The 23326-nt window shown below is 60.6% G+C and carries 27 protein-coding genes; 13 read left to right on the top strand and 14 right to left on the bottom strand.

Translation table 11 applies throughout. The features are described 5' to 3' along the window. Window positions 1-15 precede the first annotated feature (15 nt). The 9 genes from ACXAED_RS08670 to ACXAED_RS08630 are packed head-to-tail and all read left to right on the top strand — an operon-like array spanning window position 16 to window position 4586. A complete protein-coding gene (locus ACXAED_RS08670; protein ID WP_475053061.1) occupies window positions 16-405 on the top strand; it encodes a FlgB family protein in 390 nt (129 codons plus the stop codon). A gap of 13 nt (window positions 406-418) precedes the next feature. Further along, window positions 419-811: a flagellar basal body rod protein FlgC gene (flgC, locus tag ACXAED_RS08665; RefSeq protein ID WP_475048779.1), complete on the top strand. Its 393-nt coding sequence runs from the start codon at window positions 419-421 to the stop codon at window positions 809-811. Between the two features lie 22 nt (window positions 812-833). Then, window positions 834-1130, top strand: coding sequence for a flagellar hook-basal body complex protein FliE (gene fliE, locus ACXAED_RS08660; RefSeq protein ID WP_475048777.1), 297 nt, complete (start codon window positions 834-836; stop codon window positions 1128-1130). A 3-nt stretch (window positions 1131-1133) separates the two neighbouring features. Then, the gene (locus ACXAED_RS08655; RefSeq protein ID WP_475048774.1) at window positions 1134-1406 is read left to right on the top strand and encodes a flagellar biosynthetic protein FliQ; all 273 of its coding nucleotides are present in this window, start codon (window positions 1134-1136) and stop codon (window positions 1404-1406) included. Further along, the gene (locus ACXAED_RS08650) at window positions 1406-2122 is read left to right on the top strand and encodes a flagellar hook-basal body complex protein (protein ID WP_475048772.1); all 717 of its coding nucleotides are present in this window, start codon (window positions 1406-1408) and stop codon (window positions 2120-2122) included. The genes ACXAED_RS08655 and ACXAED_RS08650 overlap by 1 nt, the downstream gene beginning before the upstream one ends. A gap of 10 nt (window positions 2123-2132) precedes the next feature. After that, entirely contained in the window at window positions 2133-2918 is a 786-nt protein-coding gene (gene flgG / locus ACXAED_RS08645) for a flagellar basal-body rod protein FlgG (RefSeq protein ID WP_475048769.1), read from the top strand. Further along, window positions 2918-3340, top strand: a complete 423-nt coding sequence (gene flgA, locus ACXAED_RS08640; protein WP_475048767.1) for a flagellar basal body P-ring formation chaperone FlgA — start codon at window positions 2918-2920, stop codon at window positions 3338-3340. The genes flgG and flgA overlap by 1 nt, the downstream gene beginning before the upstream one ends. Continuing rightward, window positions 3340-4080, top strand: a complete 741-nt coding sequence (flgH, locus tag ACXAED_RS08635) for a flagellar basal body L-ring protein FlgH (protein ID WP_475048764.1) — start codon at window positions 3340-3342, stop codon at window positions 4078-4080. The genes flgA and flgH overlap by 1 nt, the downstream gene beginning before the upstream one ends. 8 nt (window positions 4081-4088) lie before the next feature. Continuing rightward, the gene (locus ACXAED_RS08630) at window positions 4089-4586 is read left to right on the top strand and encodes a flagellar basal body-associated FliL family protein (RefSeq protein ID WP_475048761.1); all 498 of its coding nucleotides are present in this window, start codon (window positions 4089-4091) and stop codon (window positions 4584-4586) included. Window positions 4587-4669: 83 nt separating this feature from the next. On the opposite strand, the gene ACXAED_RS08625 is transcribed toward ACXAED_RS08630, so the two are convergent. From ACXAED_RS08625 to ACXAED_RS08580, 10 genes are all read right to left on the bottom strand, one after another. Beyond that, complete coding sequence (locus ACXAED_RS08625; RefSeq protein ID WP_475048758.1) at window positions 4670-5068, bottom strand: hypothetical protein; 399 nt, start codon at window positions 5066-5068, stop codon at window positions 4670-4672. Then, on the bottom strand, window positions 5065-6153 hold the full coding sequence (flhB, locus tag ACXAED_RS08620; RefSeq protein ID WP_475048755.1) for a flagellar type III secretion system protein FlhB: 1089 nt from the start codon (window positions 6151-6153) through the stop codon (window positions 5065-5067). The genes ACXAED_RS08625 and flhB overlap by 4 nt, the downstream gene beginning before the upstream one ends. Then, window positions 6150-6929 carry a flagellar biosynthetic protein FliR gene (locus ACXAED_RS08615; RefSeq protein ID WP_475048753.1) on the bottom strand — a complete coding sequence of 260 codons (780 nt, stop codon included), beginning with the start codon at window positions 6927-6929 and terminating at the stop codon, window positions 6150-6152. Before ACXAED_RS08615 ends, flhB begins: the two co-directional genes overlap by 4 nt. After that, window positions 6926-8959, bottom strand: coding sequence for a flagellar biosynthesis protein FlhA (gene flhA, locus ACXAED_RS08610; RefSeq protein ID WP_475053059.1), 2034 nt, complete (start codon window positions 8957-8959; stop codon window positions 6926-6928). Before flhA ends, ACXAED_RS08615 begins: the two co-directional genes overlap by 4 nt. 459 nt (window positions 8960-9418) lie before the next feature. After that, window positions 9419-11260, bottom strand: coding sequence for a hypothetical protein (locus ACXAED_RS08605; protein WP_475048751.1), 1842 nt, complete (start codon window positions 11258-11260; stop codon window positions 9419-9421). 110 nt (window positions 11261-11370) lie between these two features. Beyond that, window positions 11371-11868: a hypothetical protein gene (locus tag ACXAED_RS08600; protein ID WP_475048749.1), complete on the bottom strand. Its 498-nt coding sequence runs from the start codon at window positions 11866-11868 to the stop codon at window positions 11371-11373. Further along, the gene (gene motA, locus ACXAED_RS08595; protein WP_475040211.1) at window positions 11865-12734 is read right to left on the bottom strand and encodes a flagellar motor stator protein MotA; all 870 of its coding nucleotides are present in this window, start codon (window positions 12732-12734) and stop codon (window positions 11865-11867) included. Before motA ends, ACXAED_RS08600 begins: the two co-directional genes overlap by 4 nt. A gap of 78 nt (window positions 12735-12812) precedes the next feature. Further along, window positions 12813-13427 (bottom strand): MotE family protein, encoded by a 615-nt coding sequence (locus ACXAED_RS08590; protein WP_475048747.1) that lies wholly within the window; start codon window positions 13425-13427, stop codon window positions 12813-12815. After that, window positions 13427-13873 (bottom strand): hypothetical protein, encoded by a 447-nt coding sequence (locus ACXAED_RS08585; RefSeq protein ID WP_475048745.1) that lies wholly within the window; start codon window positions 13871-13873, stop codon window positions 13427-13429. Before ACXAED_RS08585 ends, ACXAED_RS08590 begins: the two co-directional genes overlap by 1 nt. 9 nt (window positions 13874-13882) lie before the next feature. After that, window positions 13883-14407, bottom strand: coding sequence for a flagellar basal body-associated FliL family protein (locus ACXAED_RS08580; RefSeq protein WP_475048742.1), 525 nt, complete (start codon window positions 14405-14407; stop codon window positions 13883-13885). Between the two features lie 119 nt (window positions 14408-14526). Here ACXAED_RS08580 and fliF point away from each other — a divergent pair, with 119 nt between their 5' ends. The 4 genes from fliF to fliP are packed head-to-tail and all read left to right on the top strand — an operon-like array spanning window position 14527 to window position 17825. Further along, the gene (fliF, locus tag ACXAED_RS08575; RefSeq protein WP_475048740.1) at window positions 14527-16197 is read left to right on the top strand and encodes a flagellar basal-body MS-ring/collar protein FliF; all 1671 of its coding nucleotides are present in this window, start codon (window positions 14527-14529) and stop codon (window positions 16195-16197) included. After that, complete coding sequence (locus ACXAED_RS08570; protein ID WP_475048738.1) at window positions 16197-16796, top strand: FliH/SctL family protein; 600 nt, start codon at window positions 16197-16199, stop codon at window positions 16794-16796. Before fliF ends, ACXAED_RS08570 begins: the two co-directional genes overlap by 1 nt. Beyond that, window positions 16789-17085: a FliM/FliN family flagellar motor C-terminal domain-containing protein gene (locus ACXAED_RS08565; RefSeq protein ID WP_259967947.1), complete on the top strand. Its 297-nt coding sequence runs from the start codon at window positions 16789-16791 to the stop codon at window positions 17083-17085. Before ACXAED_RS08570 ends, ACXAED_RS08565 begins: the two co-directional genes overlap by 8 nt. After that, window positions 17082-17825 carry a flagellar type III secretion system pore protein FliP gene (fliP, locus tag ACXAED_RS08560; RefSeq protein ID WP_475048735.1) on the top strand — a complete coding sequence of 248 codons (744 nt, stop codon included), beginning with the start codon at window positions 17082-17084 and terminating at the stop codon, window positions 17823-17825. The genes ACXAED_RS08565 and fliP overlap by 4 nt, the downstream gene beginning before the upstream one ends. Before the next feature lie 475 nt (window positions 17826-18300). On the opposite strand, the gene ACXAED_RS08555 is transcribed toward fliP, so the two are convergent. From ACXAED_RS08555 to ACXAED_RS08540, 4 genes are read right to left on the bottom strand one after another with little or no spacing between them, the layout of a single operon-like run. Continuing rightward, complete coding sequence (locus ACXAED_RS08555) at window positions 18301-19407, bottom strand: flagellar basal body P-ring protein FlgI (RefSeq protein ID WP_475048733.1); 1107 nt, start codon at window positions 19405-19407, stop codon at window positions 18301-18303. Then, on the bottom strand, window positions 19404-20411 hold the full coding sequence (locus ACXAED_RS08550; RefSeq protein ID WP_475048731.1) for a flagellin: 1008 nt from the start codon (window positions 20409-20411) through the stop codon (window positions 19404-19406). The genes ACXAED_RS08555 and ACXAED_RS08550 overlap by 4 nt, the downstream gene beginning before the upstream one ends. Window positions 20412-20414: 3 nt before the next feature. After that, the gene (gene flgK, locus ACXAED_RS08545) at window positions 20415-21863 is read right to left on the bottom strand and encodes a flagellar hook-associated protein FlgK (RefSeq protein WP_475048729.1); all 1449 of its coding nucleotides are present in this window, start codon (window positions 21861-21863) and stop codon (window positions 20415-20417) included. A 46-nt stretch (window positions 21864-21909) separates the two neighbouring features. Beyond that, the gene (locus ACXAED_RS08540) at window positions 21910-23217 is read right to left on the bottom strand and encodes a flagellar hook protein FlgE (protein WP_475048728.1); all 1308 of its coding nucleotides are present in this window, start codon (window positions 23215-23217) and stop codon (window positions 21910-21912) included. Between the last annotated feature and the right edge of the window lie 109 nt (window positions 23218-23326).

The raw sequence follows: 23326 nt of genomic DNA, 5'->3' as shown, positions 1-23326 counted from the left end.
AAGGGAGAAGCCCTGGTGTTCACAGAACTGAACGTATTCAAAATTGCCTATTCCATGGCAACCCATGCCGGCAAGCGCCAGGCATTGGTATCCCAGAATATCGCCAACGCCGATACGCCCGGTTACCAAGCCAAGGACATCAAGCCCTTCAAAGAAGTATTCGCAGCCGGTGCCCGCCCGAACAGCATGATCGCGTCCCGCGGCAGCCATTTGCACGGCACCGCCAGCAGCGGGATGGATTGGGCTGTTATTGCCGACGAAACCGGCAGCGACCCCAACGGCAATTCGGTGTCCGTGGAGACCGAGCTGCTGAAGGGTGTTGATACGGAACGCCAGCACAAGCGTGCCATGGCCATCTACAAGTCCTCCATGAATATCCTGCGCGCCAGCCTGGGCAAAACCTGAGGAGGCATGACAGATGAGTGAATTTTCCAAAGCCCTTTCCGTCACTGCCAGCGGTCTCAAGGCGCAAGCCGCACGCCTGCGCCATGTGTCGGAAAACATCTCTAATGCCGACACGCCGGGGTACCGCCGCAAGGCAGTGCCGTTCGAATCGGTGCGCGAGCTGCAGACGGAGGTGGAACATGTACGCACCGGCCGGGTCACCCTGGACCGCAGCGAGTTGGAGAAGGTCTACGATCCTTCGCATCCGCTGGCCGACGAGAGCGGGCATTTCGAAGGCTCAAACGTCGATCTGATGATCGAAGTTGCAGACGCCCGCGAAGCCCAGCGCAGCTATGAGGCAAACCTCAAGATGTTCGAGCAGACCCGCTCGATGTCGGCCTCGCTCATGGAACTTTTGAGACGTTAACTGAAATTTTTGGAGATCCAGAATGGATATTCGCAGCCTTTCCGCCGCTAGCGGCTATGCCGCCGCCCGCCCGGCCACCAAAGCCGATCCCACGCACGAAGGCAGTGGTGCCGGCGCCCATTTGAAGCAGAGTTTCGAGAACTTCGCAGCAACCTTGCAGAACAGTGAGCAGGTCTCGGTGCAGGCAATGACCTCGCAGGCAGACCCGCATGCATTGGTGCAGGCACTGGCACAGACTGAACTGGCAGTCGAAACCGCGGTCACCGTGCGCAACAAGGTCGTTGAGGCCTATCAGGAAATCCTGAGGATGCCGGTCTAAGCCATGATGAGCGAAAGCCTCTTCTATGACACGCTGCGCCAAGCGCTGTGGGCCGCTGTCACCATGTCGACGCCAATCCTGGTCGTCGCGCTGGTGGTCGGTCTGGCCATCGGTCTGTTCCAGGCCCTTACATCAGTGCAGGAAATGACGCTGACCTTTGTGCCTAAGCTGACAGCGATCCTGGTCGTGTTTTGGATGACTATGGGCTTCATGACCCAAACACTGGTGGCCTTCTTCGACGGCCACGTTGTTCCGATGATTGCCGGAGGCTCGTAATGGGAACCACAGGCTACACCACCATTTCACGCCAGTCGGGCCTGATGCGGGAAATGCGCGTCATTGCCAACAACATCGCCAACTCCGCCACGACCGGCTACCGCCAGGAAGGGCTGATCTTTTCGGAATTCGTGCAGACCTCACCCGGCGAACCATCGTTGTCGATGTCGCGCGCCAACATCTTCAACACCTCGATGCAGCAGGGCCAGCTGACCCAGACGGGCGGGACCTTCGATTTTGCCATCGAAGGGGACGGCTTTTTCATGGTCGAGACCCCGCAAGGGGAACGGCTGACCCGCTCCGGCGCCTTTTCCTCCAACGCCGCCGGCGATCTGGTGACAATGGATGGCTACCGGGTTCTGGATGCTGGCCGTGCGCCGGTCTTCGTGCCGCCGGATGCCGGCAAGATCGAAGTGGGTGCAGATGGATCGCTGAGCGCAAACGGACGCCTGCTGGGACAGTTAGGATTGTTCCAACCGGTTGAGAAGCACACGCTGGTGCGCGAGGACGGCGTGATGTTCCGTGTTGAGGGCGACATTGAAGAGAACTTCGACTCGAAAGTTCTGCAGGGCTTTCTGGAAGGATCCAACGTCAACGCGATTTCCGAAGTCAGCCGGATGATCGAAGTGCAGCGCGCCTATGAGATGGGCCAGAGCTTTCTGCAAGCGGAGGACGAACGCATCCGCAACGCCATCAAAAACCTGATCAAGTCCTAGGAGAATCCAGATGCGTGCCTTGAAGATCGCCGCGACCGGCATGAGCGCCCAGCAACTGCGGGTGGAGACCATCTCCAACAACCTCGCAAACATGAACACCACTGCCTACAACGCCCGCCGCGCCGAGTTCGCCGATCTGCACTACCAGCAGATCTCCCGCGCCGGAACCGTGAACGCGTCGGACGGAACCGTGCTGCCAACCGGCGTGCAGGTTGGCCTCGGTGTACGCCCCGCAGCTGTTTCGGTGCACCTGGCGCAGGGCGCGCTGCAGCAGACCAACAACGACCTGGATATTGCCATCGATGGCAAAGGCTACCTGGAGGTGACCCTGCCCTCCGGTCAATCCGCCTATACCCGCGACGGCGCGCTGAAACGCTCGGCCGAGGGGCTGATCGTAACCTCCGACGGTTTCGCCGTGTCGCCGGAAGTCACGATTCCGGACGACGCCACCAGCATTTCGATTAACGCCGAGGGCGAAGTCTACGGGTACTTCTCGGATTCTCCCGAAGGCCAGCTTCTGGGTCAGTTCACGCTGGCCGGGTTCACCAACCCCAAAGGGCTCGAGGCGATCGGCGGCAACCTGTTCACCGAAACCGAAGCCTCAGGCGCCGCCACTGTCTCCACCGCTGGTGAAGACGGGCTTGGCACCCTGCGCCAAGGGTACCTTGAGGGCAGCTCGGTGGATGCAGTGCGCGAGGTGACGGAGCTTATCGAAGCCCAGCGCGGTTATGAAATGAACGCCAAGGTCATCTCGGCTGTCGACCAGATGATGGGTGCAACCACACAGGTGCGCTGATGAAACTCGCTCTTGCCTGCCTCACTGCTGCCGCGCTGTGCGCGCCGCCCGCATGGGCGGACTACCTGATCCCCCTGCGCACAATCCGCGCCAAGGAGATCGTGAACACCGAAGATCTGGCACTCAAGAAGGGCGAGATCCTGGGCGCACTGTCGGACCCCGCAGAGGTCGCAGGCATGGAAGCACGCGTCGCGCTTTATGCCGGACGGCCCTTGCGGCCCGGCGATATCGGCCCGCCGGCCATCATTGAACGTAACGACCTGGTCACCCTGATTTTCCGTCAGGGCGTGCTGACTATTGCCGCGGAGGGGCGTGCCTTGGGGCGCGGCGCCGCTGGCGAAGCCGTCCGGGTCATGAATTTCTCTTCCCGCACCACCGTCACCGGCCGGATCAAGCAAGACGGCTCCGTCGAGGTAAACTGATGACTATGAAACTTTCCCCCGTCAAACCACTGCTCTTCGGGCTGGCTCTCTTGGGCGCCTGCGGCCGGATGGACCACTTGGGCAAGCCGCCCAGCTTCACTCCCGCCAATGAAACGCCGGAACATGTGGCGATGCTCTACCAAGGATTGCCCGCACAGACCCAGAACCGGCGCACCGTCGACGGGTCATCCCTGTGGAGCGGTTCGCAGCAATCGCTGCTGGGCGACCGCCGCGCCATCAAGCGGGGCGACATCCTGACGGTTGTGATCGAAATCGACGAAGAAGCGGAGATCTCCAACGACACCCAGCGGTCGCGGTCGGGGTCCGAAAGCCTGAATATGCCGCAATTGCTGGGCCTGCCGCAGCGGCTGGACCGGAAACTCCCGGAAGGCGCAACCTCGGCAGACGCGGTGGAGCTGGGCAGCTCAAGTGCGGCCGGAGGCAAGGGTTCCGTGAAACGCAGCGAAAAACTGGAGCTGCGGGTGGCGGCAACCGTCGTCGATGTTCTGCCCAACGGGGTTCTGGCGATCAGCGGCACCCAGGAGCTGCGGGTGAACTTCGAACTGCGCGAACTGCTGGTGACCGGTTATGTCCGGCCCCAGGACATCAGCCGTCAGAATGAAATCACTTATGACAAGATCGCTTCGGCACGAGTCTCTTATGGCGGCCGCGGCCAGATCACCGATGTTCAGCAGCCACGCTACGGCCAGCAGCTGCTTGACGCTGTCCTGCCATTCTGAGGGTTGCTATGCTGTCAAAACTCCTGCCAGTCATCCTGCTGATCCTCGGAACCGGAGGAGGCATCGGTGCCGGCATCCTGCTGATGCCCGCGCCAGAAGAAGAGCATGCTGCCGAGGCTGGCGCCACCGAAAAGCCCGCTGAAGAAGCCGAAGACCACGCCGCCGAAGAAAGCGAAGAAACCCAGCGCGAATACATTAAGATTACCAATCAGTTCGTCGTGCCAGTTGTGGAGCGCGACCAACTGACCTCGCTGGTGGTGCTGTCGTTGAGCCTGGAGGCCAAACAAGGCACTGACGAGAAAGTTCGCGCCTTGGAGCCGAAACTGCGCGATGTGTTCCTGCAAGTCCTCTTCGACCACGCCAACATGGGCGGCTTCCGTGGAGCGTTCACCCGGTCAGATGTGCTGGAGCCTCTACGCACCGCACTGCGGGAAGCCGCACAAAAGCATCTCGGTAAAAACGTCTATGATGTTCTGATTATGGAGATATCCCGGCAGGACGTCTGACCCCGGCTCTGTAGCAAAAAAAACGAAATGGCCGGCCTTTTTGGGCCGGCCATTTTTTGTTTGCAAACGGAAAACCGGAGGTCTCAGTTCTCGAGCAGCCGCGCCATCAGCGCCTTGGCCTTTTCCGCCTTGTGCCTCTTGTGTTCGTCGGCGGCCATGGTCTCAACCGCATGCTTGCGCCCAAAAGCCTTGCGCAGCTGATCCATGCTCCGCAGTTTTTGCGCAGTGGCTTTGGCCAGTTCCTGGTTCAGCTCCCGCCGGGCGCGTGTATGCCAGCCCTGCCAAAGAAGGTCCGCACCCAACGCCTTCATCGCTTGATCGCCATCGGCGTGCTCGCGCGCGGCCTGAACCTGATCATTCAGCTTGGCCAGTTGGCCGCGCAGCTGAGCCTCCCGGGCCAGGACAGGCTGAATTCTGGCGTGTTCCTGCATGTATTGCGCAGCGGTCACCGCTGCCATCTGATCCAGCATCTTCTGCTTCATGTAACCTGTCCTTTGGCACGCTGGCGCATCTCTTCGGCAAAGCGGATCGCCGCAGCGACAGGCGCATAGTGTTCTTCCAGAATCTCATCCCCGATCTCGATTGCCGCGTGCAGTGCCCGCGCGGTCGGCGGGTCGCTGTGGATCGGGATCGCGTTTTCATTGGCAACACGCCGGATCGCCGCGGCAATTTCGTCGACACCCTTCGCAACACAGACCGGTGCGGCACCGGGCTCCCGGCTCCATTGCAGAGCAACCGCATAGTGCGTCGGGTTGACGATCACCACATCGGCCTTTGGCACATCGGCCAGCATCTGCCCCATCGCAATCTGCTGGCCGCGCTGGCGCCGCTGGCTCTTCATGTGCGGGTCACCTTCTGCGTCCTTCATCTCATCCTGGATTTCCTTGCGCGACATCATGTTCTTGCGGCGGTGCTCGGCATGCTGGAATGCCGCGTCGACGATCCCGATTGCCAGCGCGATGATAAGTGCCAGGAACAGAAACTCCATCGACAGCTGCGCGAGCATCATAACCACCGATTGGGGTCCAGTTCCGGAAGACGCAATCATCTCTGGCAGCCGATGGGAGAGGTAGATGCCTAGGCACACCGAATAGAGTGTCAGCTTTACAAAGCTTTTGAAAAACTCGAACAATCCGGAGCGGCCGAATTTGTTTTTAGCGTTTGAGACGATCGAGATCCGCGATAATTTCGGCTCCAGCTTGCTCGGCGCAAACACCAGCGCCCGCTGTCCGACAATCGACAGCAGCACAATCGCAAAAGGCACAAGAAACCATGGCAGCACCGGGCGGAAAGCACTGCCAATGAACCCTCCCACCGGCGCAGCGGCGGAGCCCTCGAAGAACAGCGGCGCCAGCCGGTCCGGCTGGTCCAGGTAGGCCATCAGCGCGGTGCCGATCCCTTCGACGCTGCTGCTGCCGGCCGCGTAAAAGGCGATGATCAGCCCTAGATAGGCGGCTGCCACCGACAAGTCTGTGGACTTGGCAACTTCACCTTTCTCCCGGGCCTTGCGGAGCTTCTGCTCCGTTGGCTCGAATGACTTGTCTGAGTCGTCGTCCTGGCCGCTCATGGCATTCCGCCCCCTGGATCGGCAAAGAAGGTCATCAAGGCCCGGGACCAGACATCCAGGATTACCGGGCTCCCGACCATAAGGATGAACAGCCCCATGAGAGTGATCACCGGTGCGCCAACCATGGCCACCATCAACTGCGGCATCGCACGGTTTATCACACCGAGCGCGAGGTTATAGATCACTGCGGTGATCACAAAGGGCGCTGCCAGCGTAAACGCCAGCGAAAAGCTTTGCGAGACACGGAAAACACCCCATTCTGTCAGCCCGGCCGCAACCGGAAACTGGCCCGCGGGGAACATCTGGTAAGAGCCGATCAGCAATTCCGCCACCCGCACATGCAGACCCATCATGGTGGCAAGGGTTACGCCGGAGATCATCAGCACGGCGCCAAGCGCCGGCATCGGCTCTGCACCGATGCCGCCCAGCACCTGCGACAGCGAAGTGGCTTGCGCCGCCATCGTTCCTGCCGTCTGCAATGCCAGCACAAAGATCCGGACACCAATGCCCATTGCCAGGCCAATGATGGCTTCAGTCACAGCAAAGCGGCCATAGGCCAGCACGTTGTCCGGTTCTGGTAATGCAGGCAGCGCCGGTGCCACTACGAAGGTAAAGGCCGCAGCGACCGCCAGCTTGACCCGCGTTGGGACGTAGAGTTCCCCCATCGCGGGCAATACTGACACCATCGCAGCAACTCGCAGGAAAACGATGGCAGCGTGCCAGAATCCTGCCCCCAGCATCAGAACAAGCTCTGGCGGCAGAAAGTTCAGGTTCATGCCTGCACCATGCCAACGAGGGCAGGCCGCGCCTCCAGGCCGATTTCCTCGAACGACAGGACCGGATTGGTGATCCCGCGGGACTTCAGAATCGTCCTCAGATAGCGGCGGCGGCGGGTCGACGTCACCACTGCGGCGAACACGCCCTGATCGGTAATAGTCGAGAGCTTATCGCTCAGCCCGTCAGCCAGGCGGTTGAACAGATCCGGCGGCAGCGCGATGTCGAGCCCGGCGCCTTGCGCGTCGACTTGGTAGGTCGAAAACTTGTCCTCCCACTCCGGCGCAAGCTGGATCAGAGGAATGGTGCCGTCCTCGCGTTTCATCTCGGCCACCAGCTGGAAGCCGAGGCGCTGGCGCACGTGCTCGCAGATCAGCTCAGGCTGCGTGGTATGCAAGCGCGCCTCTGCAATCGATTCCAGAATCAAAGGCATGTTCCGGATCGACACTCTCTCCTCCAGCAGCAGCCGCAGAACCGCATGCAGCGTATCCATCGGCACCTTGTCCGGCACCAGAGCATCCAGCAGCTTGCGGTTCGCCTCGGCGCGGAAGCTGTCGGTAAGCTGTGTCATTTCGTCAAGCAGCCTGCGCAGGGACTTGAGCGTCAGCAGTCTGCTGAAGTTCTGCTTAATTATCTCCAGCAGGTGGGTCGCCAGGATTTCCGGCGGCGTGACCACGGTTGCGCCGGCCAGCGCCGCCTGCTCCTGTGCCTTGGCGGAAATCCAGCGCGCCGGGGCACCGTAGACCGGCTCCGTCACGTCCGCGCCGGCGGGCAAAGCATCATGGTTGTCCGGCATCAGCGCCAGGACCATATCGGGATGCAGGGTGCCGCGCACCTGTTCGACACCCTGCACCTTGATCACATAGGTGCCCCGCTCGAGATCGTGCTGATCGGTCAGGCGGATCTCCGGCAGGATCAGGCCGAATGTCGTGGCGATGTGGGACCGCATGTTTGCGATCCGCGCATCAAGCCCAGTGCCATGGTCCAGCACCATGCTGACCAGATCGGGCGCGAACTCCAGATGCAGATCGTCGAGATCCAGAATGTCGCCCAGCGGCCGCGCGGCAGAGGGATCGGAGGCCTCTTCGATCTTTTCTTCGATCTCGGCTTCTTCATCGTCCTGCTTCTTCTTCGCCATCCGGAACGCCGTGTAACCCAGAACTCCCCCTCCGATCACGAAGGGCAGAAACGGCAACCCCGGCACCAGCGCAAACAGCACCATCAGCACTGCAACGGTGGTCAATGCAGCGGGGTGCCGGCCAAACTGTTCGAACAATGCGGTGTCGGTTGCACCCGTAGTGCCGCCGCGCGCCAGCAGCAATGCGGCCGCAATCGAAATAATCACCGAGGGGATCTGCGATACCAGGCCATCGCCTACGGTCAGAATAGCATAGGTCTCAAACGCGGCCCCAACCGGCATGCCGTGGACCAGCACCCCCATGATCAGCCCCATGACGAGGTTCAGCAGGGTAATCAACAAACCGGCAATGGCGTCGCCCTTGACGAACTTCGACGCACCGTCCAGCGAACCGAAGAAGGTCGTTTCTTGCTGGTCGCGCTCGCGTCGTTCCTTGGCGGTCTGGTGATCGATGGCGCCTGCAGACATATCGGCGTCAATGGCGAGCTGCTTGCCGGGCATTCCGTCCAGGGCAAAACGGGCACCCACCTCGGCCATCCTGGCGGCGCCCTTGGTGATCACCATGAAGTTAACGATCAAAAGTACCCCAAAGACCACCAGGCCGAGGAACACACTGCCGCCCATGACGAACTGAGCAAACCCTTCGATGACGTTACCAGCCGCATCGGTGCCGGAGTGGCCTTGACCGATGATCAGCTTGGTCGAGGAGACGTTCAGCGACAGGCGCAGCATCAGCGAGGCCAAAAGAACTGTCGGGAAGGAGGAGAAATCCAGCGGCCGTTCGATGAACAGCGTGATGGTGAAGATCAGGATCGCAAGCGCAAATGAAGCCGCCAGCCCGACGTCCAGCACCCAGGCCGGCATGGGCAGGATCATCATTACGATAATCGCCATCAGCGCCAGCGCCAGCAGGACAGTGGGGCTGAAAAGTTGTTCTGTCGTCAGCTTAGGCACAGTTTCGGCCCCATTTATTATAGTTTTTCAATTGATTGAAAATCTCAGTGGGCGCCACAGCCAGAAACGGCAGCCATCCGGATGTTAGCCAGTCAGCAGCCCGCTCGGTGCCGGCTGGCATCGACCCGGCGGCTGCCTCTGCAAGCCATCCGGAATTAACCTTGGAGAAATGTGTGAGAGTGGCACCAGTGGCGCCAATAGCCTCGCGTGCCCTGTGCGTTGCGCGCGGACTCGGCCCTTGCAGGCAAAGTTTAAAGTTGTTTTCCGGCATTCTGCCCGTTCCAGATCAGGATTCACCCGTTACCCAGGTTACCGGCAGCCAGTTGACAAAGTGTTATCAGCAGAACGCAAAGGCCGCCCCGGGCGGGACGGCCAACAAACAGAAAACCGAATTCCGGATCACTGACTTTCTTCAGGTGCGTCCAGTGTTGTGCCGACCTGGTTCAGCAAGTCGGCGATACCACCCCGCGTCCCCTCGCTGCTCTCCACCAGTGCCCGCGCATATGCCAGCGGCGGCAGATTGTCCGGATCCTGGACGGTTTCACCAATTTTTGTGGTGACAGAGGCGACAGTTCCGAATTGCGCCCCTTCCTCCGGCTTGTTTGCCTCGATCACTCCCAGATCCTCAGAGTGCCAGAAACCGCGGGCGGCTGCATCCTTGTCATCCTCGGCCAGGAGATACTCCCCAGCACGGGCATACTCGCCATTGCGCCAAAGAGCCTCGGCGCGCAGGCGGTTGGCCCTGGATCCTTCAAGCCCCATCAACTCAACCAAAGCCCGATGCGGTTTATCCTGCGCCAACGCAGCTTCGGCCATCATAAGACGGCGGGCCTCATCTTCCGGCGCCAGCGACAGCTTGTTGAGCAGCACCAGAGCCTGGTCCGCAAACCCAAGATCCAGTAACCGGCGGGCCACCGGCACGGCGACCGGGGCAGCCTCAGCTGCCGTGGCCTGCCCTGCGAAGACCAGCCCGTACTGCAGGAAAGTCACATCGTCCGCGCGTTCTGCCAGCAGCAGCATCAGCGGCTCCAGCGCAGCAGCCCTGGCACCTGGGCCATCACGTTCCGTCAGGCCCTTGAGCTCATGAAACGCGTCCTGGAACTGCCCCATAAGCGCCAGAGAAGATACCTGGGCTTTACGCAGCTCAGCACCCAGCTCCGTCTCCCGGTTCTCCAGTTCATAAGAGGCAATCAGATCCGGCACATCCGGCGAAAGCGCCTTGCGCTCCTTTACGCTGAGGGCCACCAGATCAATCAGCGCGGCCGGTGCATTGCCTGTACGCTCCGCGACTTCGCTCGTCAGCTCTTCGGCCACCTTCTCAGAATCACCTTCCAATTCGGCAATTGCCGCCTCAGCCAGGTTGATTTCCGGCACGTCCTCAATTCCAGTCCGGTCCACGGCACGCAGCACCGCTTCCGCCACATGATGATCGCCAGCTTCGGCAAACATCTTGCTGACCCGCGGCCCCAGATGAACCCGCAGATGGGTCGGCATCTTCGAGAACGCCTGCTGGATAGCATCGGTATTGGCGCTTTTCTTGACCGCACCGTCAGCCAGAACTCCCCAGAGGGCGCTGCTTCCTTCGCAGCCCTGCTGCGCCGAGAAGGGATGCTGCGGTGGCAGCTCCGCACCATCCATCAGCAGAGCCATGGCCGTCAGCAAGGCAGCCTCCGCGCCGTCCCGGTCCCCGGGCGGCAAGATTGCCAGCATGGACCGGGCTTCCGCTCCGAAGCCGAAATAGAGATAGATCCGTGCCAGCGCAAAGACGCCCGCCGGGTTGATGTCGTCGAACTCGCGGACCAGCGCGCTGCGCAGCGGACCAATCTGGTCGGAAAACGGGCTGTCGGAGCCCCAAGTGCTGATGGCCACTGCGTTGTCAGGCAAACAATGAGATGCCTCGGGACTGCCATCGCTAAGGACGGCCATCAGTCCGGTTTCACGGTCAATTGCGGAAGTCACGGAGATATGGTCGAGCGGGTTCAGGGGCCTATCCGAACGCCCGAGAGGATCCAGCCCGGCCGCTGCTTCCGCGGCGGGCAGCCCGTCCGCGGCCACGCTCACCAGGCCCTGGTTCGCCGCGCGTCCAATCTGCTGCAGCAACCGCTGCTCGGACTCTTTGACCACCGCAGCACGCTCGGTTTCCGCCAGATTGATAAGCGCCCCGGTCTGCGGCAGCGCCTGCGGGGCGTCTTCGGTGATGCCTTCCGCGTCCACGCGGTAGCTGCTTCCGTCGAGCGGCAAAACGATATCCTCTGCTGCCGGTTCTTCAGACGCAGCAGGTTCAGGCGCAAGATCCAGCGCCAGGTTGTCTTCTTGAGGCCGTATTGTACTCCCCGGATCAGACCGCCCCGCTACTGCGGCGGCCAAGGCCGTCCGCGCATCCGCTGAGGCCGACTGAGAGAAACTGAACCGGTAGCCGGCCCCGCAGCCGGCGTGGTCACCGGAAGAATGCTGCCTGCCGTGGAATATTGCGGCTGCTGCGCCCGTTTACCGCCATCGCGGATATCGACCACCAGATAGCCATCCTCCTGCACATAGGAGGTTACCGTGCACTCGCACCCCAATTGCAGCCGCAGCGGCTGGCCCGGTCCATTCTGTCTGAGGGATTGCAGCCGGGTGCGGGGAATCAGGTTGAAGACCCGGGTTGTATCAAAGACCGCCTCAGGCGCGTCAATGTTGACCGTCGCCGTATTGCCGCTTTGGGTCAACGACCAGTCCGCGCCGTTCGGAAGGCGCATCACCAGGCGCGTGAACCCCTTGTGTTCCCCCGAGCGGGTCACAATGGTCTGCGCCTGGACGGTGCCGGCTGTCAGGACAACAGCCGCCGTGGCAAGTGCTCGCCAGATCATGCTGCGTCCTGTTTCACCGATTTTAGGGCTTCTTCCAACTCCGAGAAGCCGGGGCGGAAATGCGACGGGGTATTCTGGCGGCCGACTTCAATGCAGATAGCTGCTGCGTGATTGTGCAGATTGGCCACCAACACCTCGCGGATGAGCTGGTAGAAGTGTGCATCTTCCTCGACCACGGTCTTCACCTTGCCGGCAAAGGGCGCCGCAAGACAGTAAGCCAGGAAGATGCCCAGGAAGGTCCCCACAAGAGCGCCGCCGATCATCTTGCCGAGAACCTCTGGCGGCTGGTCGATCGATCCCATGGTCTTGATCACACCGAGAACCGCCGCAACGATCCCAAGCGCGGGAAGGCCGTCAGCCAGGGTTTGCAGCGCATGGCTGCCGTGCATGGCATGGTGATGATTCGCCTCGATCCGCTTCTCAAGCACCTCTTCCACCTGATGCGGATCGTCATAGTTCATCGATGCCGAACGCATGGTATCGCAGATCAGGTTCACCGCTTCCTTGTCTCCCAGGATCTTGGGGTATTTGTTGAAGACAGAGGAATTTTCCGGGTCTTCGATGTGCTGTTCAACTTCAACCGGGTTCGCGCGCGCAATCCGGATCAGGGCGAACAGCAGACACAGCAAGTCGCGGTAGTCATCCGGCTTCCACTTGGGGCCCTTGAACACCTTGCCGACATCCTTGAGCGTGTGCTTGATGCCCCCCATGTCGTTGCTGATCAGGAAGGTGCCAACAGCCGCCCCGCCAATCATCATCATTTCAAATGGCAGCGCCTTAATGATGATCGCCAGTTTGCCGCCGGCCAGAAGGTATCCGCCGAACACCATGGCAAAGATCACCACAATGCCTACAATCCCGATCATAGGTCCACTCCGAATTCCGTTGGTTTTTATTAGTTTAGACGAGTCGTCCTAAGGAAAGACTAAGCCCGCGCGCCCAACTCATTCCGTGGGCACAGCTCCGTTGCGTCCGGCCAGGACAACGCTGATGGTGTAAGCCGCCTCCGGGCTGAGCCCCGCCATGATTCCTGCCGCGGCCTCCGGCTGCATCCGGGCAAGGAAGCCAGCCGCAAACGCAGGATCCATTTCCTCGAACAGGGCTGCAGCCTCCTTGGGCTTCATTTGCTCATAGACAGAGGTCAGACGCGTCACATCCGCCTCAGTCGCACCGTCAGCCAGTGCCAGGGTCGCGCGCAGCTTCTCTTCCGCCTGCTCCAGCGCCGCCAATTTCTTGTCGATCGCCTGATCAGCGATTTCCAGCGCCTTCATCCGGTCCTGAATCTCCGCTTCCCGGGCAGCCAATGCCTGTTCCCGCTCCTGGAATGCGGCCAGCATCGTCTGCAGCTCGGCCGAAGTCGGCATGGATTCGCGGTGCGGCTCGCCCTTGTGTGCCTGCTCTTCGCCACCCGGCTCCTTCAAGCTGGCCACTTCACGGGCAATTGCCGGCCCGGCTTCCAGGCCCAGCCGCACCGCGGCAGAGCCCATGAGCAGAACCGCCAGCATCATCAGTGTGCTGCCACGCCGCAAATGTTTGGATTTCTTCGCCGCCTTTGCCATCACGCCACCCGGTTCTGGCTGCGGTTATGGCGGACAAACATCAAGCCGGAGGGTTTGCTCTCCTCCAGTTTATCCTCTTCCGGTTGCGCTTCAGCCTCATAAGCAGCTGCCATTTCCTCATCTTCCGCAGCGGGCTCTGGCGCTGGTGCCGCAGCTTCGGCTTCGTCAATGTCATGCATCGACGCCATCATCAGCTCCAGGCGCTGCGCGACCGTTTCAGCCCGGCCCGTCAGCTGCTGCAGCGCCTTGCTGGAGCCATCAGACACCTGCTGCGCCGCCTGCAATGATTTGTTGAGATCATCCACTTGGGCGGACAGAACAGCAACTGCACCACCCACGCCCTTCTCCAGATCATTGAACCGCTTGAGACGGCGCGACAGCACCAGACAATAGAATCCGGCGCCCAGCGCCCCGGCCGCAAGCAGGATATCAGCAATAATGTCCATCCTGTCCTCCTAGTTCAGTACGAAATCCATGATCAGCAGATCGCGCACCCGGCCCTGGCCGGTGGCAATGTTGATCCGCCGCAGCATCTGCGCTCTCAGTTTCGGCAGAGCCATCGGATCGGTCAGATCCTCAAGCTCCAGTGCTCTCAGGTAGCTGTTCAGGACATCGACAACCCGCGGGAGGATTTTCTCGACCTCGGCCTGGTGCGCCAGGTCGACCTCAAGCTGCGCGCGGAACCGCAAATGCTTGATACCGCTGGCTTTGCGCAGGGTAATCACAATCGGGTCCATTTCGATGAAGGCAAGATTGGCGATATCCTCCGCCGTCTCACCAGTGTCCACGCCTTCTGGCGCCTCTTCGGCCGCAGCCGCCGGTTCTGGCGCTGCTTTCTGACCAAAGGGAAGAAGGCCTGACTGAACGGCAAAGTATCCGCCGCCGCCGCCAACCAGTGCCAGCACCACCCCGATGATGAGGGGCAGTTTGCTTTTCTTGGCCGGGGCTTCTGCTTCTGTATCTACTGCAGCGTCTGTCATGGCTATCCCTAAAACGTCGTGCAGCATCTTCATAACCTGCGAGGAACTAACCGAATGTTAAGGCCGATCCGTCAAAAAGGTTGCACGCCGGACAGAACGCCGGTGCGACGGAGGTTAATGTGCAGCAGATCAAGAATGTCTGGGCAGAGATGGACATGCGAAAGCGTCTGATTGCCGTGGGTGCCACGGTAATTATGATTCTCAGCGTCATCGCGATGTCCCATGTGGCAAGCAAGCCATCAATGACACTGCTATATGCCGGGCTGGAAAGCGGCTCGGCCGGAGATGTGGTGCGGGCGCTGGAACAGCGCGGCACCCAGTATGAAGTGCGTGGCGGCTCTATCTATGTGCCGTCGACGCAGCGTGACGAACTGCGGATGACGTTGGCCAGCGAGGGCCTTCCGGCCAATGGCGGCAAAGGGTATGAGCTGCTCAATTCGCTCAGCGGCTTTGGCACCACCTCGCAGATGTTCGACGCCGCCTACTGGCGTGCCAAGGAAGGTGAACTGGCCCGCACCATTGTCGCCAGCCCGCATGTCAGCCAAGCCCGGGTGCATATCGCCAACACAGGTTTGAATCCCTTCCAGCGCACGGTTGAACCAACCGCATCGGTCTCCATCGTGCCCATGGGTTCGCCGATCACGCCTGCGCAGGCCAACGCAATCCGTTTCCTGGTGTCCTCCGCTGTCACCGGCCTTGCGGTGGAAAATGTTGCCGTGATCGATGCCAATGGCGCTCTGATCGGGTCGTCGGATGCCACTGCTGCAGCTGGTGCCGGCACCGATGACCGCTCCCAGATGATTCGCGAACGTGTCATGCGCCTTGTCGAGGCCCGCGTCGGCCAAGGCAACGCCGTGGTCGAGGTCAGTGTCGAAACCGTAACCGACACAGAATCCATCCGCGAAAAGCGCGTGGATCCCAAAAGCAGGGTCGCGGTTAGCACCGATGTCGAGGAACGCGCCAATTCTTCCACCAATCAGGCGGGTGAAGTCACCGTTGCCTCCAATATTCCCGATGGCGATGCCGCCTCCGGCCAAGGGTCCAAGGCCAATACCAGCGCAACCCGTGAGCGGATCAATTATGAAATCTCCGAAACTGAGAAGGAAATTCTACGCGGACCCGGCGCCATTAAGCGTCTGACTGTCGCCGTCCTCGTGAACGGCACAGCAATCACCAACGCTGCTGGGGAAACAGTCTTCCAGCCCCGGCCGGAAGACGAACTCGCCGCAATGCGGGAACTGATTTCCGCAGCCGTCGGCTTTGACGAGGATCGTGGAGACGTCATTACCCTTAAGTCCATGGAGCTGCCGGCGGTGGAGCCGCAGGGCACGGTGGCCACGGCCTCCTTCTTCGACAATCTCTACTTCGACGCTATGTCGCTGATCCAGATCGGCGCGCTGGCTCTAGTCAGCCTGATCCTGGGCCTCTTCGTGGTGCGGCCGATCCTGTCGAATCAAGCCGCGCCGGTGGCAGCGCTGCCAAGCCCCGAAGGAGGCGACCTGCCTGGTTTGCCCGGCGTTGGCGGCGACGGCTTCATGACCGCTCCGGACCTGGGCGCGGGGCTCGCGCTTGATGGTGAAATCGAAAACAACGAAACCGGGCAGTTCGAACCGATGGGCGGCCTGCCGGCTATGGGCACGGGCGACATGATGGGCGCCGCCGGGCTGCCGGCCTTGGGCGGCGGCATGGATGATCCCGTCGACCGGCTGCGTAACCTGATTGGTGAGCGGCAGGAGGAAACCGTCCAGATCCTGCGCGGCTGGCTGGAAGAAAATAGGGAGCAAGCCTGATGACAATTGCGCATTTGCTTGAAGATTTCGGGTTCAACACACCGGCGGCACCGGTACTGCCGACGGTGTCCGAAGAGGTCATCGAAGAACAGCGGCTGGCCTCCTTTGAGAAGGGTTACAGCGCCGGCTGGGACGACGCCGTGACCGCCAAGGATCAGGAAACCATCCGGATATCCACTGAGCTGGCCAACTCGCTGGAAGATCTGAGTTTTACCTATCACGAAGCGCAGAGCCAGCTGCTCGATTCGCTGGATCCGATGTTCAAAGTGCTGACCAGTGCCATACTGCCGGATGCCATGGCTGCCTCCTTTGGGCACCACATTGTTGATCAGCTTGCCGGAATGGCGAAAGGGCAGACCGACCAGCCGATGCAAATCGTGGTTTCTCCGGGCGAAGGGGCGCCTGTACGCAGCCTGCTGCCGCAGAACTTCTCTGTTCCGGTGACCGTTCGGGAAGACAGCGCGCTGTCTTCCGGCCAAGCCTATCTGAGCGTCGGCAGCACCGAATGCGAAATCAATTGCGATGCCCTTCTCGAATCGATCCAGGATTCGATTGAGGCCTTCACCTACCACGCGAAAGAGGACAGCCAGTATGGATGACGCCGCCGACCTGAACATGAAAGCCGCTGATGCAAACAACCCCTTTGTTTCGGTTCCCGTCGAAGTGGTTGTTTCGGTCGGCAAGGCCCGGCCGCTGATCCGAGATCTGGTCAGCCTGGGTGAAAATGCGATCCTGACGCTCGACAAACGGGTCGAAGACCCTGTCGACCTCTATGTCGGGGACCGGCTGGTCGCCCGCGGCCAGCTGGAAGAGCTGGAAGGCGAGCAAGCAGGCCAATTGGCCGTACGCCTGACGGAAATTGCCGATCTGCAAAGCGGTTTGGGATGACACACAAGACGATTGTGCGGGCGGCCCTGGTTTCAGCGCTTCTGCTGGCCTTGCCGCAAACCGCCCTGGCTCAAGAATTGAGCCTTTCGCTGGCAGACGGCGAGTCGATTTCGGCCCGCTCAATCCAGCTGATCCTTCTGATTACCGTGCTCAGCCTGGCCCCCGGCCTGCTGATCATGGTTACCTGCTTTCCATTCCTAGTGACGGTGTTGTCGATCCTGCGCCAGGGCATCGGGCTGCAGCAGGCGCCGCCGAACATGCTGATCATCAGCCTGGCGCTGTTCCTGACCTATTTTGTGATGGAGCCGGTCTTTACCGAGGCCTGGAGCACCGGAATCAACCCGCTGCTGGAGGAGCGGCTTGAACCGGGCGAGGCCATCACCCGCAGCCTGGAACCATTCCGGGCGTTTATGGCCAACCGTCTGGATCCGGACACGTTTTATGCCATTGCTGATCTCAGACCGGAAACTCAGGGCATGGACCCGGTGCCAGAAGCGCCGCTGTCCGCACTGATCCCGAGCTTCCTGCTGTCGGAAATTGCACGCGCCTTTCAGATCGGTTTTCTGGTCTTTCTTCCCTTCCTGGTGATCGACCTTGTGGTCGCCGCCATCCTGATGTCGATGGGTATGATGATGGTGCCACCGGCCATCGTGTCCCTGCCGTTCAAACTGGCGTTCTTTGTTGTCGCCGATGGCTGGAGCCTGATCGCCACCGCGCTTGTTCGCAGCTACTACCCCTAAACATCTGAACCCACACACTAGGAATAGCCCGGACACATCATGTGCCCGGGCTTTTTCCTGTGCGGGCACTCTTGCCGTTGCCAGAAACTGGTGCTCCTTGAAAGCCGAAGGGGGGGATTGAGTTGCATGAGGTCCGGCACTGCGCTGGTCCGGCCCTCGGGCCGCTCGCTCCGCCCGCCGCGGAAAGTGGCCAGACGCTTGCGTCCCCTCAAGCACAGCCGCTTGTCTGAAGTGGGCAAGGAAAATGCGCGCTCGGTCACCACTGCAAGTCCCGATAAATACCCAAAGCTCTTTGATAGTTTGCCTCCTGCCCTGGCTGCGCTCCGAGATCCTGGAAGCAAACATCCAGCACAGGGCCTGAGCGCTATTCACAGCCAGGTGAGCGCCGGAGACGAGTGGTTTAGGGAAAAGCAAATAAATACCCCGGCTTCAGCAGATGAAGCCGGGGCGTGTTCCGTCGGAACTGGCGCGCGTGTCAGCGGACAACGAACTCCGCGTGCAGGGCCCCTGCGGCTTTGAGGCTTTTCAGGATATCGATCATGTCCCGCGGGGACACTCCCAGGGCATTCAAGCCTGCCACAACTTCTGAAAGCGAGGTTGTTTCGGGCACTTCCGCCAGCTGGATCCCCTCCTCTTCCTCGATGGCGGCACCGGTTCTGGGCACCACAACCGTTTCACCATCTGCAAAGGGATTGGGCTGAACAACCAGCGGCGTCTCTTCGATCCGAAGGGTGAGGTTCCCCTGGGCAACAGCCACGCGGGAAATCCGCACGTCGCTGCCCATCACGATGGTGCCGGAGCGCTGGTCGACCACCACCCGCGCCTTGCGCTGTGGCTCAACCAAGATGTTTTCAATCCTGCCCACCGCATGCGCTGTGGAACGTGTATTGGTTCGGCGAATGTCGACTTCGACCGTACCGGAATCGCGCATCAAAGCAACGTTGCGGCCAAATTCGTTGTTGATCGCCCGCTCGATCCGCCCGGCAGTGGTAAAGTCCGGCTCCCGCAGCGCCAGCCGCATTGAGCTCAGCGAAGCCAGATCAAAATCGATCTCCCGCTCGACACGCGCACCGGCCGGGATCACGCCAGCCGTCGGCACCCCCTGGGTAACCGTGGCGGCTTCACCTTCAGCCACCGCACCGCCAGCCAGGATCGTCCCCTGGGCAACGGCATAAATCTGGCCATCCGCGGCATTCAGAGGTGTCATGATCAGCGTGCCGCCCATCAGGCTTTTGGAATCGCCGATGGCCGACACTGTCACATCAATAGTGCTGCCGACGCGGGCAAAGGGCGGCAGGGTCGCCGTCACAAAAACCGCCGCCACGTTCTTGGGCCGGAACTGCTCGCCAGTCACGTTGACGCCAAGCCGCTCCAGAATGTTGGACATGATTTCTTCGGTGAACGGCGAATTACGCAGTCCGTCGCCGGTGCCATCCAGGCCGACAACCAAACCGTAGCCGACCAGGTCATTGCCGCGAACCCCGTCGAATTCCACCAGATCTTTGAGCCGGATGGTGCTTGCCTGCGCCACCACAGGCAGCAGAAACAGGCAAGCGAGTAAGAGACGCAAGAAACCCATCATGAGATGTACTTCAGCAAGGAAAGCTGCGAGCTGCGGGCTGTGATGGTGTACAGTCCTTCCAGCTGCGTTTGCGCTTCTTGCAGCCGGGTATAGGTCTCATAAGGATCGGCTGATACCAGATTGTTTTTGACAATGCTCAGGCTGGTTTTCGAAGCCTCGTTGCGGGTGTTGACTGCCTCGAGCTGGCCTTCGATGAACCCCACATCGGCTTGGAGATCAATCAGCTTATCCGCGCTTTCGGACAGCTCGCTGCTGGCCTCGATGACCAGGTCGATCCGCACGTCATCGGTCAGGCCGAGGCTGGGTTCATCCGCCAGAGCAGTGATCACATAACTCTGCAGGGCATGCTTGAGGTTGTCATCATCGGCGCGGATGCCCAGGGTCACCTGTTCTCCTTCGCCGACTGTAACCGGCTGCAGCGACGTTGTGGAGCCTTGATACATGACGGTGTCAAAGCCGGCAGGATCGTCGAACCAGTCCTTGACGGCCTGGATGATGTCATTGCTGGTTGTCAGCCCTGCGACTTCCGCGAGAGCGGCAGTCATTAAGGTGCTGGCGTCATTCAGAGGTTTGGTGTCCGTCGCCGTGCCCGCAAAGATCGTCCGTCCCCCGACCGAGGTGTTCATCAGGTTGATGGCGCTGGACATTCGCTGCTTGGCCTGGCTGCCGAACTGCTGCGCGTTATCCGTGTCGATCGCGGGCGACAGCCTCAGGATGTCGTTGCGCATCGCCTCCACCTGGCTGTGCACTTTATCAAGGCTGCCTTGCGTGGCGGTGGCAAACAACTGCACTTCTCCATTGGCAACCATATAGCTGTCGATCCTGTTCAGCGAGCTCTCGAGATCTGCAAGATAAGTGAAATCGCCGCCGAGCCGCTCGCTCAAATTGGACGTTTTACCGGTGGCAAACTCTTCGGACAGGGTGGTGACGTTTTCCTTCAGTTCCGTATTGCGGCTGCGGAGAAAGAGGTGCTGCGCCATATCGCCGTATGAATTCAAAATCATGGGTCAGATCCTCAAAAGTGTTTCCATAAGTTCGTCGACAACGGTGAGCACGCGGGCGTTGGCGGCATAGTACTTCTCAACCAGCATCAAGTTCTGCAGCTCCGCGTCGGTGTCGACACCCAGCGCCAGTTCCGCTTGGCTCAGCTCGTTGAAACTGGTTGCGGCAAAAGTTGATGCACGCGAGGCGGTTTCGTTATCCTGTGCAAATCGCGACAGCAGGTTCGCGCTTAGCGTCGCAGCTGTCATGTCTGCGGTCCCAAGTCCGACAGAGGACACCGTACGGGTGGTGTTCAGCGTGTCGGAATAGGCCTGCAGCAAACTGGAATTGCCAGGATCTCCGGGGCCGGCTGCATAAAGGCCATCGCGGAACCGCCAAGTCTCACCGGTGCCGTCCAAAGCCACCAGATCATTCAGCTCAATCCGGTTGGATATTCCGACGAAATTCGACGGGTCGTAGAAGGCCCCATCATCAGTGAAAATACCTGCGTCCGTGACCCCGATGCTGGCATCCAGTGCCGGGTCCTGAAAACGCTCGATAAGATCGGCGGCCATGGCGTCCAGATCCTCCTGAGCCTCGACCGCGGTCACATCACGGATTTCGAACTGCGCGGTCAGGGTGCCGCCGCGCAGCGGACCATCCGGGCTGGTGTCGATTGTTTTACCGTTGACTTGGAGGCCGGAAATCATGCCGTTGCCCAATGTCATGTGCGGCATGATATCGCGCGAAGGCGTGAAGCTCAGCTCAGACGCCTTGTGATCCAGCAGCATCACTCCGCCGGTCGAATACAGGGTTACTTGGCCGTTGTCGCGGCGGACAACATTGACCGGAATAATCCCGTTCACCTGGTCAACCAGCTGGTCACGCTGGTCATGCATTGCCACGGCGTCCATGCCGCCTGCTTCCACCACCATAATACGCGCGTTGAGCTTCTCGATCTCTTTCAGTGCCTGGTTCACCGTATTGACCTGGCTGCCGATCGCACTGTCCGCATTGATCCGCAGGTCGCGCAGCCCTTCAGCCGTGCGCGATATCGAGTTTGCCAAGGAGTTGGCCTTGACCGCAAGGTCGTTCAGACGGGGTTGCGAGTCCGGTCTCGAGACCGCTTCGATCAGCGAAGATTCGAAGTCCGAGAGCTGCGCGGCCAGTGACATCCCGTCATCAACAGTGCCCACCAGATCGGACATCCGGCCGAAGAAATCGGCCTCCGCCTTGGCGGCCCCGTATTCCGCTTCGGCAACCCGGCGGTTGGAGATCAGCACCGGATCATTCATGCGTTGGACATTGCCGGTCTGGACACCGGGAACGCCGACGCCCGGGCTGTTCAGATCCAGAACCCGTCGCGTGTAGCCCGGGGTCAGCGCGTTGGCCAGGTTTTCCGAGACCACTTGCGAGGACCGGCCGGCCGCGGTCAGCCCGCTCATCGCGCTGTTAAGGGCGGTGTAAAGAGACATGTTCAGCCTGCTTTCGTGAAGCCAATGTCAGGGAGCATCAAGCGCTTTAGCGCTTGATGTTGGTGGTTTCCTGCAGCATCTCGTCAACGGTCTGGATTACCTTGGCGTTGGACGAATAGGCTCGCTGGGTCTGGATCATGTCGGTCAGCTCTGTCGCCACGTCGACCGCCGATTCCTCCTGTGCGTAACCCAGGATTTCTCCAGTCGGCCCGTCACCGGCATCCCACAGGTAAAACGCCCCGGAATCGTCAGTCGGCTTGTAGGTCTGGCTGTCCAGCGCCCGCATGCCGTTGATGTTGGAGACATCCGCCAGCGGAACCTTGTAGATGACCTTCGTATCGCCGGAGTCATAGGCGGCAATCACCTCACCGGAGGCGTTGACCTCAACCGAAACGAAGGAACCGACTGCCGTACCGTCCTTCTCAGTCGTGCCAGGCACGAACTCGTCGCCCAGCTGGCTCATCCCGTTCTGTTCGCCAATGACACCGATGTTGATCTCGACCGGGCCGCCCGCAACGTTGATGGTCACCGAGCCGGCGGTTCCGTCGTAGGCACCACCAGTTACGGTTGCTACGCTTTGAAGCGTGCCGGCCGACGATGCGCTGTCATCGAATGTCAGTGTGTATTCGCCGATGACCGTTGCGCCTGTCGCGGAGTCCACGATTTGCATTGTCCATTCGTTCGTACCGGTGGTAGCCGGCAGCGTTGCAACCGTGGGCGTATAGGTGATCGTCAGCTCTTCGGAGCGGCCCATGTTGTCGTAATACTGTACCACCTGTTCGACAACGGCTCCGGAGGCACCCGGATCGGTTTCGGCGGCGGGCAAGTTTGCCGTCAGGCTGATTTCCGTTGTTGGTTCCGCCGACAGCCTGTTGAGGTCGATCCGGACGGGTTCAAGGCCGTCGCTGGTATCGCGGGCCGCATCCGGAACCGTGCCGTCAGCCAGCGCGGGCCAGCCCATCAGGACCAAGCCTGAGTCCGTCGACAGATACCCGTTGGAATCAGTCCGGAAAGAGCCGGTGCTGGTCAGCATCATCGACGGGCTGCCGCCAGCCTCCACCTCAGTGATCGAGGCCACCGGCAGCATGCCGCGGCCGCGCACTGCCAGATCGGTGGCGTTGTTGGTCGAAACCAGCGGGCCGCGCTCGTCGATAAGCCGGACGTTGGTCGCGCGCACACCACCCGCAGAATAAGTGCCGCCGGAACCGGACAAGACCATGGAATGGAAATCGGTCTGGACTCGCTTGTAGCCACGGGTCGAGGAGTTGGCGATGTTGTCGGAAATGGAAGCCAACCGGCTGGCGTTGGCGCTCAATCCTGAAACGCCCGCGTTCAGCGACGAAGAAATGGTCATAGCACGCCTTTCTGCTGCATCTAATCATTCTGGTTGCAACAGCTAGCGCAGGAGCGATTAACGGGCGGCTAACAGATAAAATATGACCTATCTGTCAGCCGCCTGCCTC

The organism is Leisingera sp. ABM4_103, assembly GCF_056158685.1.
This window is presented reverse-complemented; position numbering and strand designations above follow the sequence as displayed.

Bases quoted from the DNA above. Each gene is read 5' to 3' on its own strand.
- flgC (WP_475048779.1), top strand. From the start codon at position 419: ATGAGTGAATTTTCCAAAGCCCTTTCCGTCACTGCCAGCGGTCTCAAG.
- fliE (WP_475048777.1), top strand. From the start codon at position 834: ATGGATATTCGCAGCCTTTCCGCCGCTAGCGGCTATGCCGCCGCCCGC.
- ACXAED_RS08655 (WP_475048774.1), top strand. From the start codon at position 1,134: ATGATGAGCGAAAGCCTCTTCTATGACACGCTGCGCCAAGCGCTGTGG.
- ACXAED_RS08650 (WP_475048772.1), top strand. From the start codon at position 1,406: ATGGGAACCACAGGCTACACCACCATTTCACGCCAGTCGGGCCTGATG.
- flgG (WP_475048769.1), top strand. From the start codon at position 2,133: ATGCGTGCCTTGAAGATCGCCGCGACCGGCATGAGCGCCCAGCAACTG.
- flgA (WP_475048767.1), top strand. From the start codon at position 2,918: ATGAAACTCGCTCTTGCCTGCCTCACTGCTGCCGCGCTGTGCGCGCCG.
- flgH (WP_475048764.1), top strand. From the start codon at position 3,340: ATGACTATGAAACTTTCCCCCGTCAAACCACTGCTCTTCGGGCTGGCT.
- ACXAED_RS08630 (WP_475048761.1), top strand. From the start codon at position 4,089: ATGCTGTCAAAACTCCTGCCAGTCATCCTGCTGATCCTCGGAACCGGA.
- ACXAED_RS08625 (WP_475048758.1), bottom strand. From the start codon at position 5,068: ATGAAGCAGAAGATGCTGGATCAGATGGCAGCGGTGACCGCTGCGCAA.
- flhB (WP_475048755.1), bottom strand. From the start codon at position 6,153: ATGAGCGGCCAGGACGACGACTCAGACAAGTCATTCGAGCCAACGGAG.
- ACXAED_RS08615 (WP_475048753.1), bottom strand. From the start codon at position 6,929: ATGAACCTGAACTTTCTGCCGCCAGAGCTTGTTCTGATGCTGGGGGCA.
- flhA (WP_475053059.1), bottom strand. From the start codon at position 8,959: ATGGCGATTATCGTAATGATGATCCTGCCCATGCCGGCCTGGGTGCTG.
- ACXAED_RS08600 (WP_475048749.1), bottom strand. From the start codon at position 11,868: ATGATCTGGCGAGCACTTGCCACGGCGGCTGTTGTCCTGACAGCCGGC.
- motA (WP_475040211.1), bottom strand. From the start codon at position 12,734: ATGATCGGGATTGTAGGCATTGTGGTGATCTTTGCCATGGTGTTCGGC.
- ACXAED_RS08590 (WP_475048747.1), bottom strand. From the start codon at position 13,427: ATGGCAAAGGCGGCGAAGAAATCCAAACATTTGCGGCGTGGCAGCACA.
- ACXAED_RS08585 (WP_475048745.1), bottom strand. From the start codon at position 13,873: ATGGACATTATTGCTGATATCCTGCTTGCGGCCGGGGCGCTGGGCGCC.
- ACXAED_RS08580 (WP_475048742.1), bottom strand. From the start codon at position 14,407: ATGACAGACGCTGCAGTAGATACAGAAGCAGAAGCCCCGGCCAAGAAA.
- ACXAED_RS08570 (WP_475048738.1), top strand. From the start codon at position 16,197: ATGACAATTGCGCATTTGCTTGAAGATTTCGGGTTCAACACACCGGCG.
- ACXAED_RS08565 (WP_259967947.1), top strand. From the start codon at position 16,789: ATGGATGACGCCGCCGACCTGAACATGAAAGCCGCTGATGCAAACAAC.
- fliP (WP_475048735.1), top strand. From the start codon at position 17,082: ATGACACACAAGACGATTGTGCGGGCGGCCCTGGTTTCAGCGCTTCTG.
- ACXAED_RS08555 (WP_475048733.1), bottom strand. From the start codon at position 19,407: ATGATGGGTTTCTTGCGTCTCTTACTCGCTTGCCTGTTTCTGCTGCCT.
- ACXAED_RS08550 (WP_475048731.1), bottom strand. From the start codon at position 20,411: ATGATTTTGAATTCATACGGCGATATGGCGCAGCACCTCTTTCTCCGC.
- flgK (WP_475048729.1), bottom strand. From the start codon at position 21,863: ATGTCTCTTTACACCGCCCTTAACAGCGCGATGAGCGGGCTGACCGCG.
- ACXAED_RS08540 (WP_475048728.1), bottom strand. From the start codon at position 23,217: ATGACCATTTCTTCGTCGCTGAACGCGGGCGTTTCAGGATTGAGCGCC.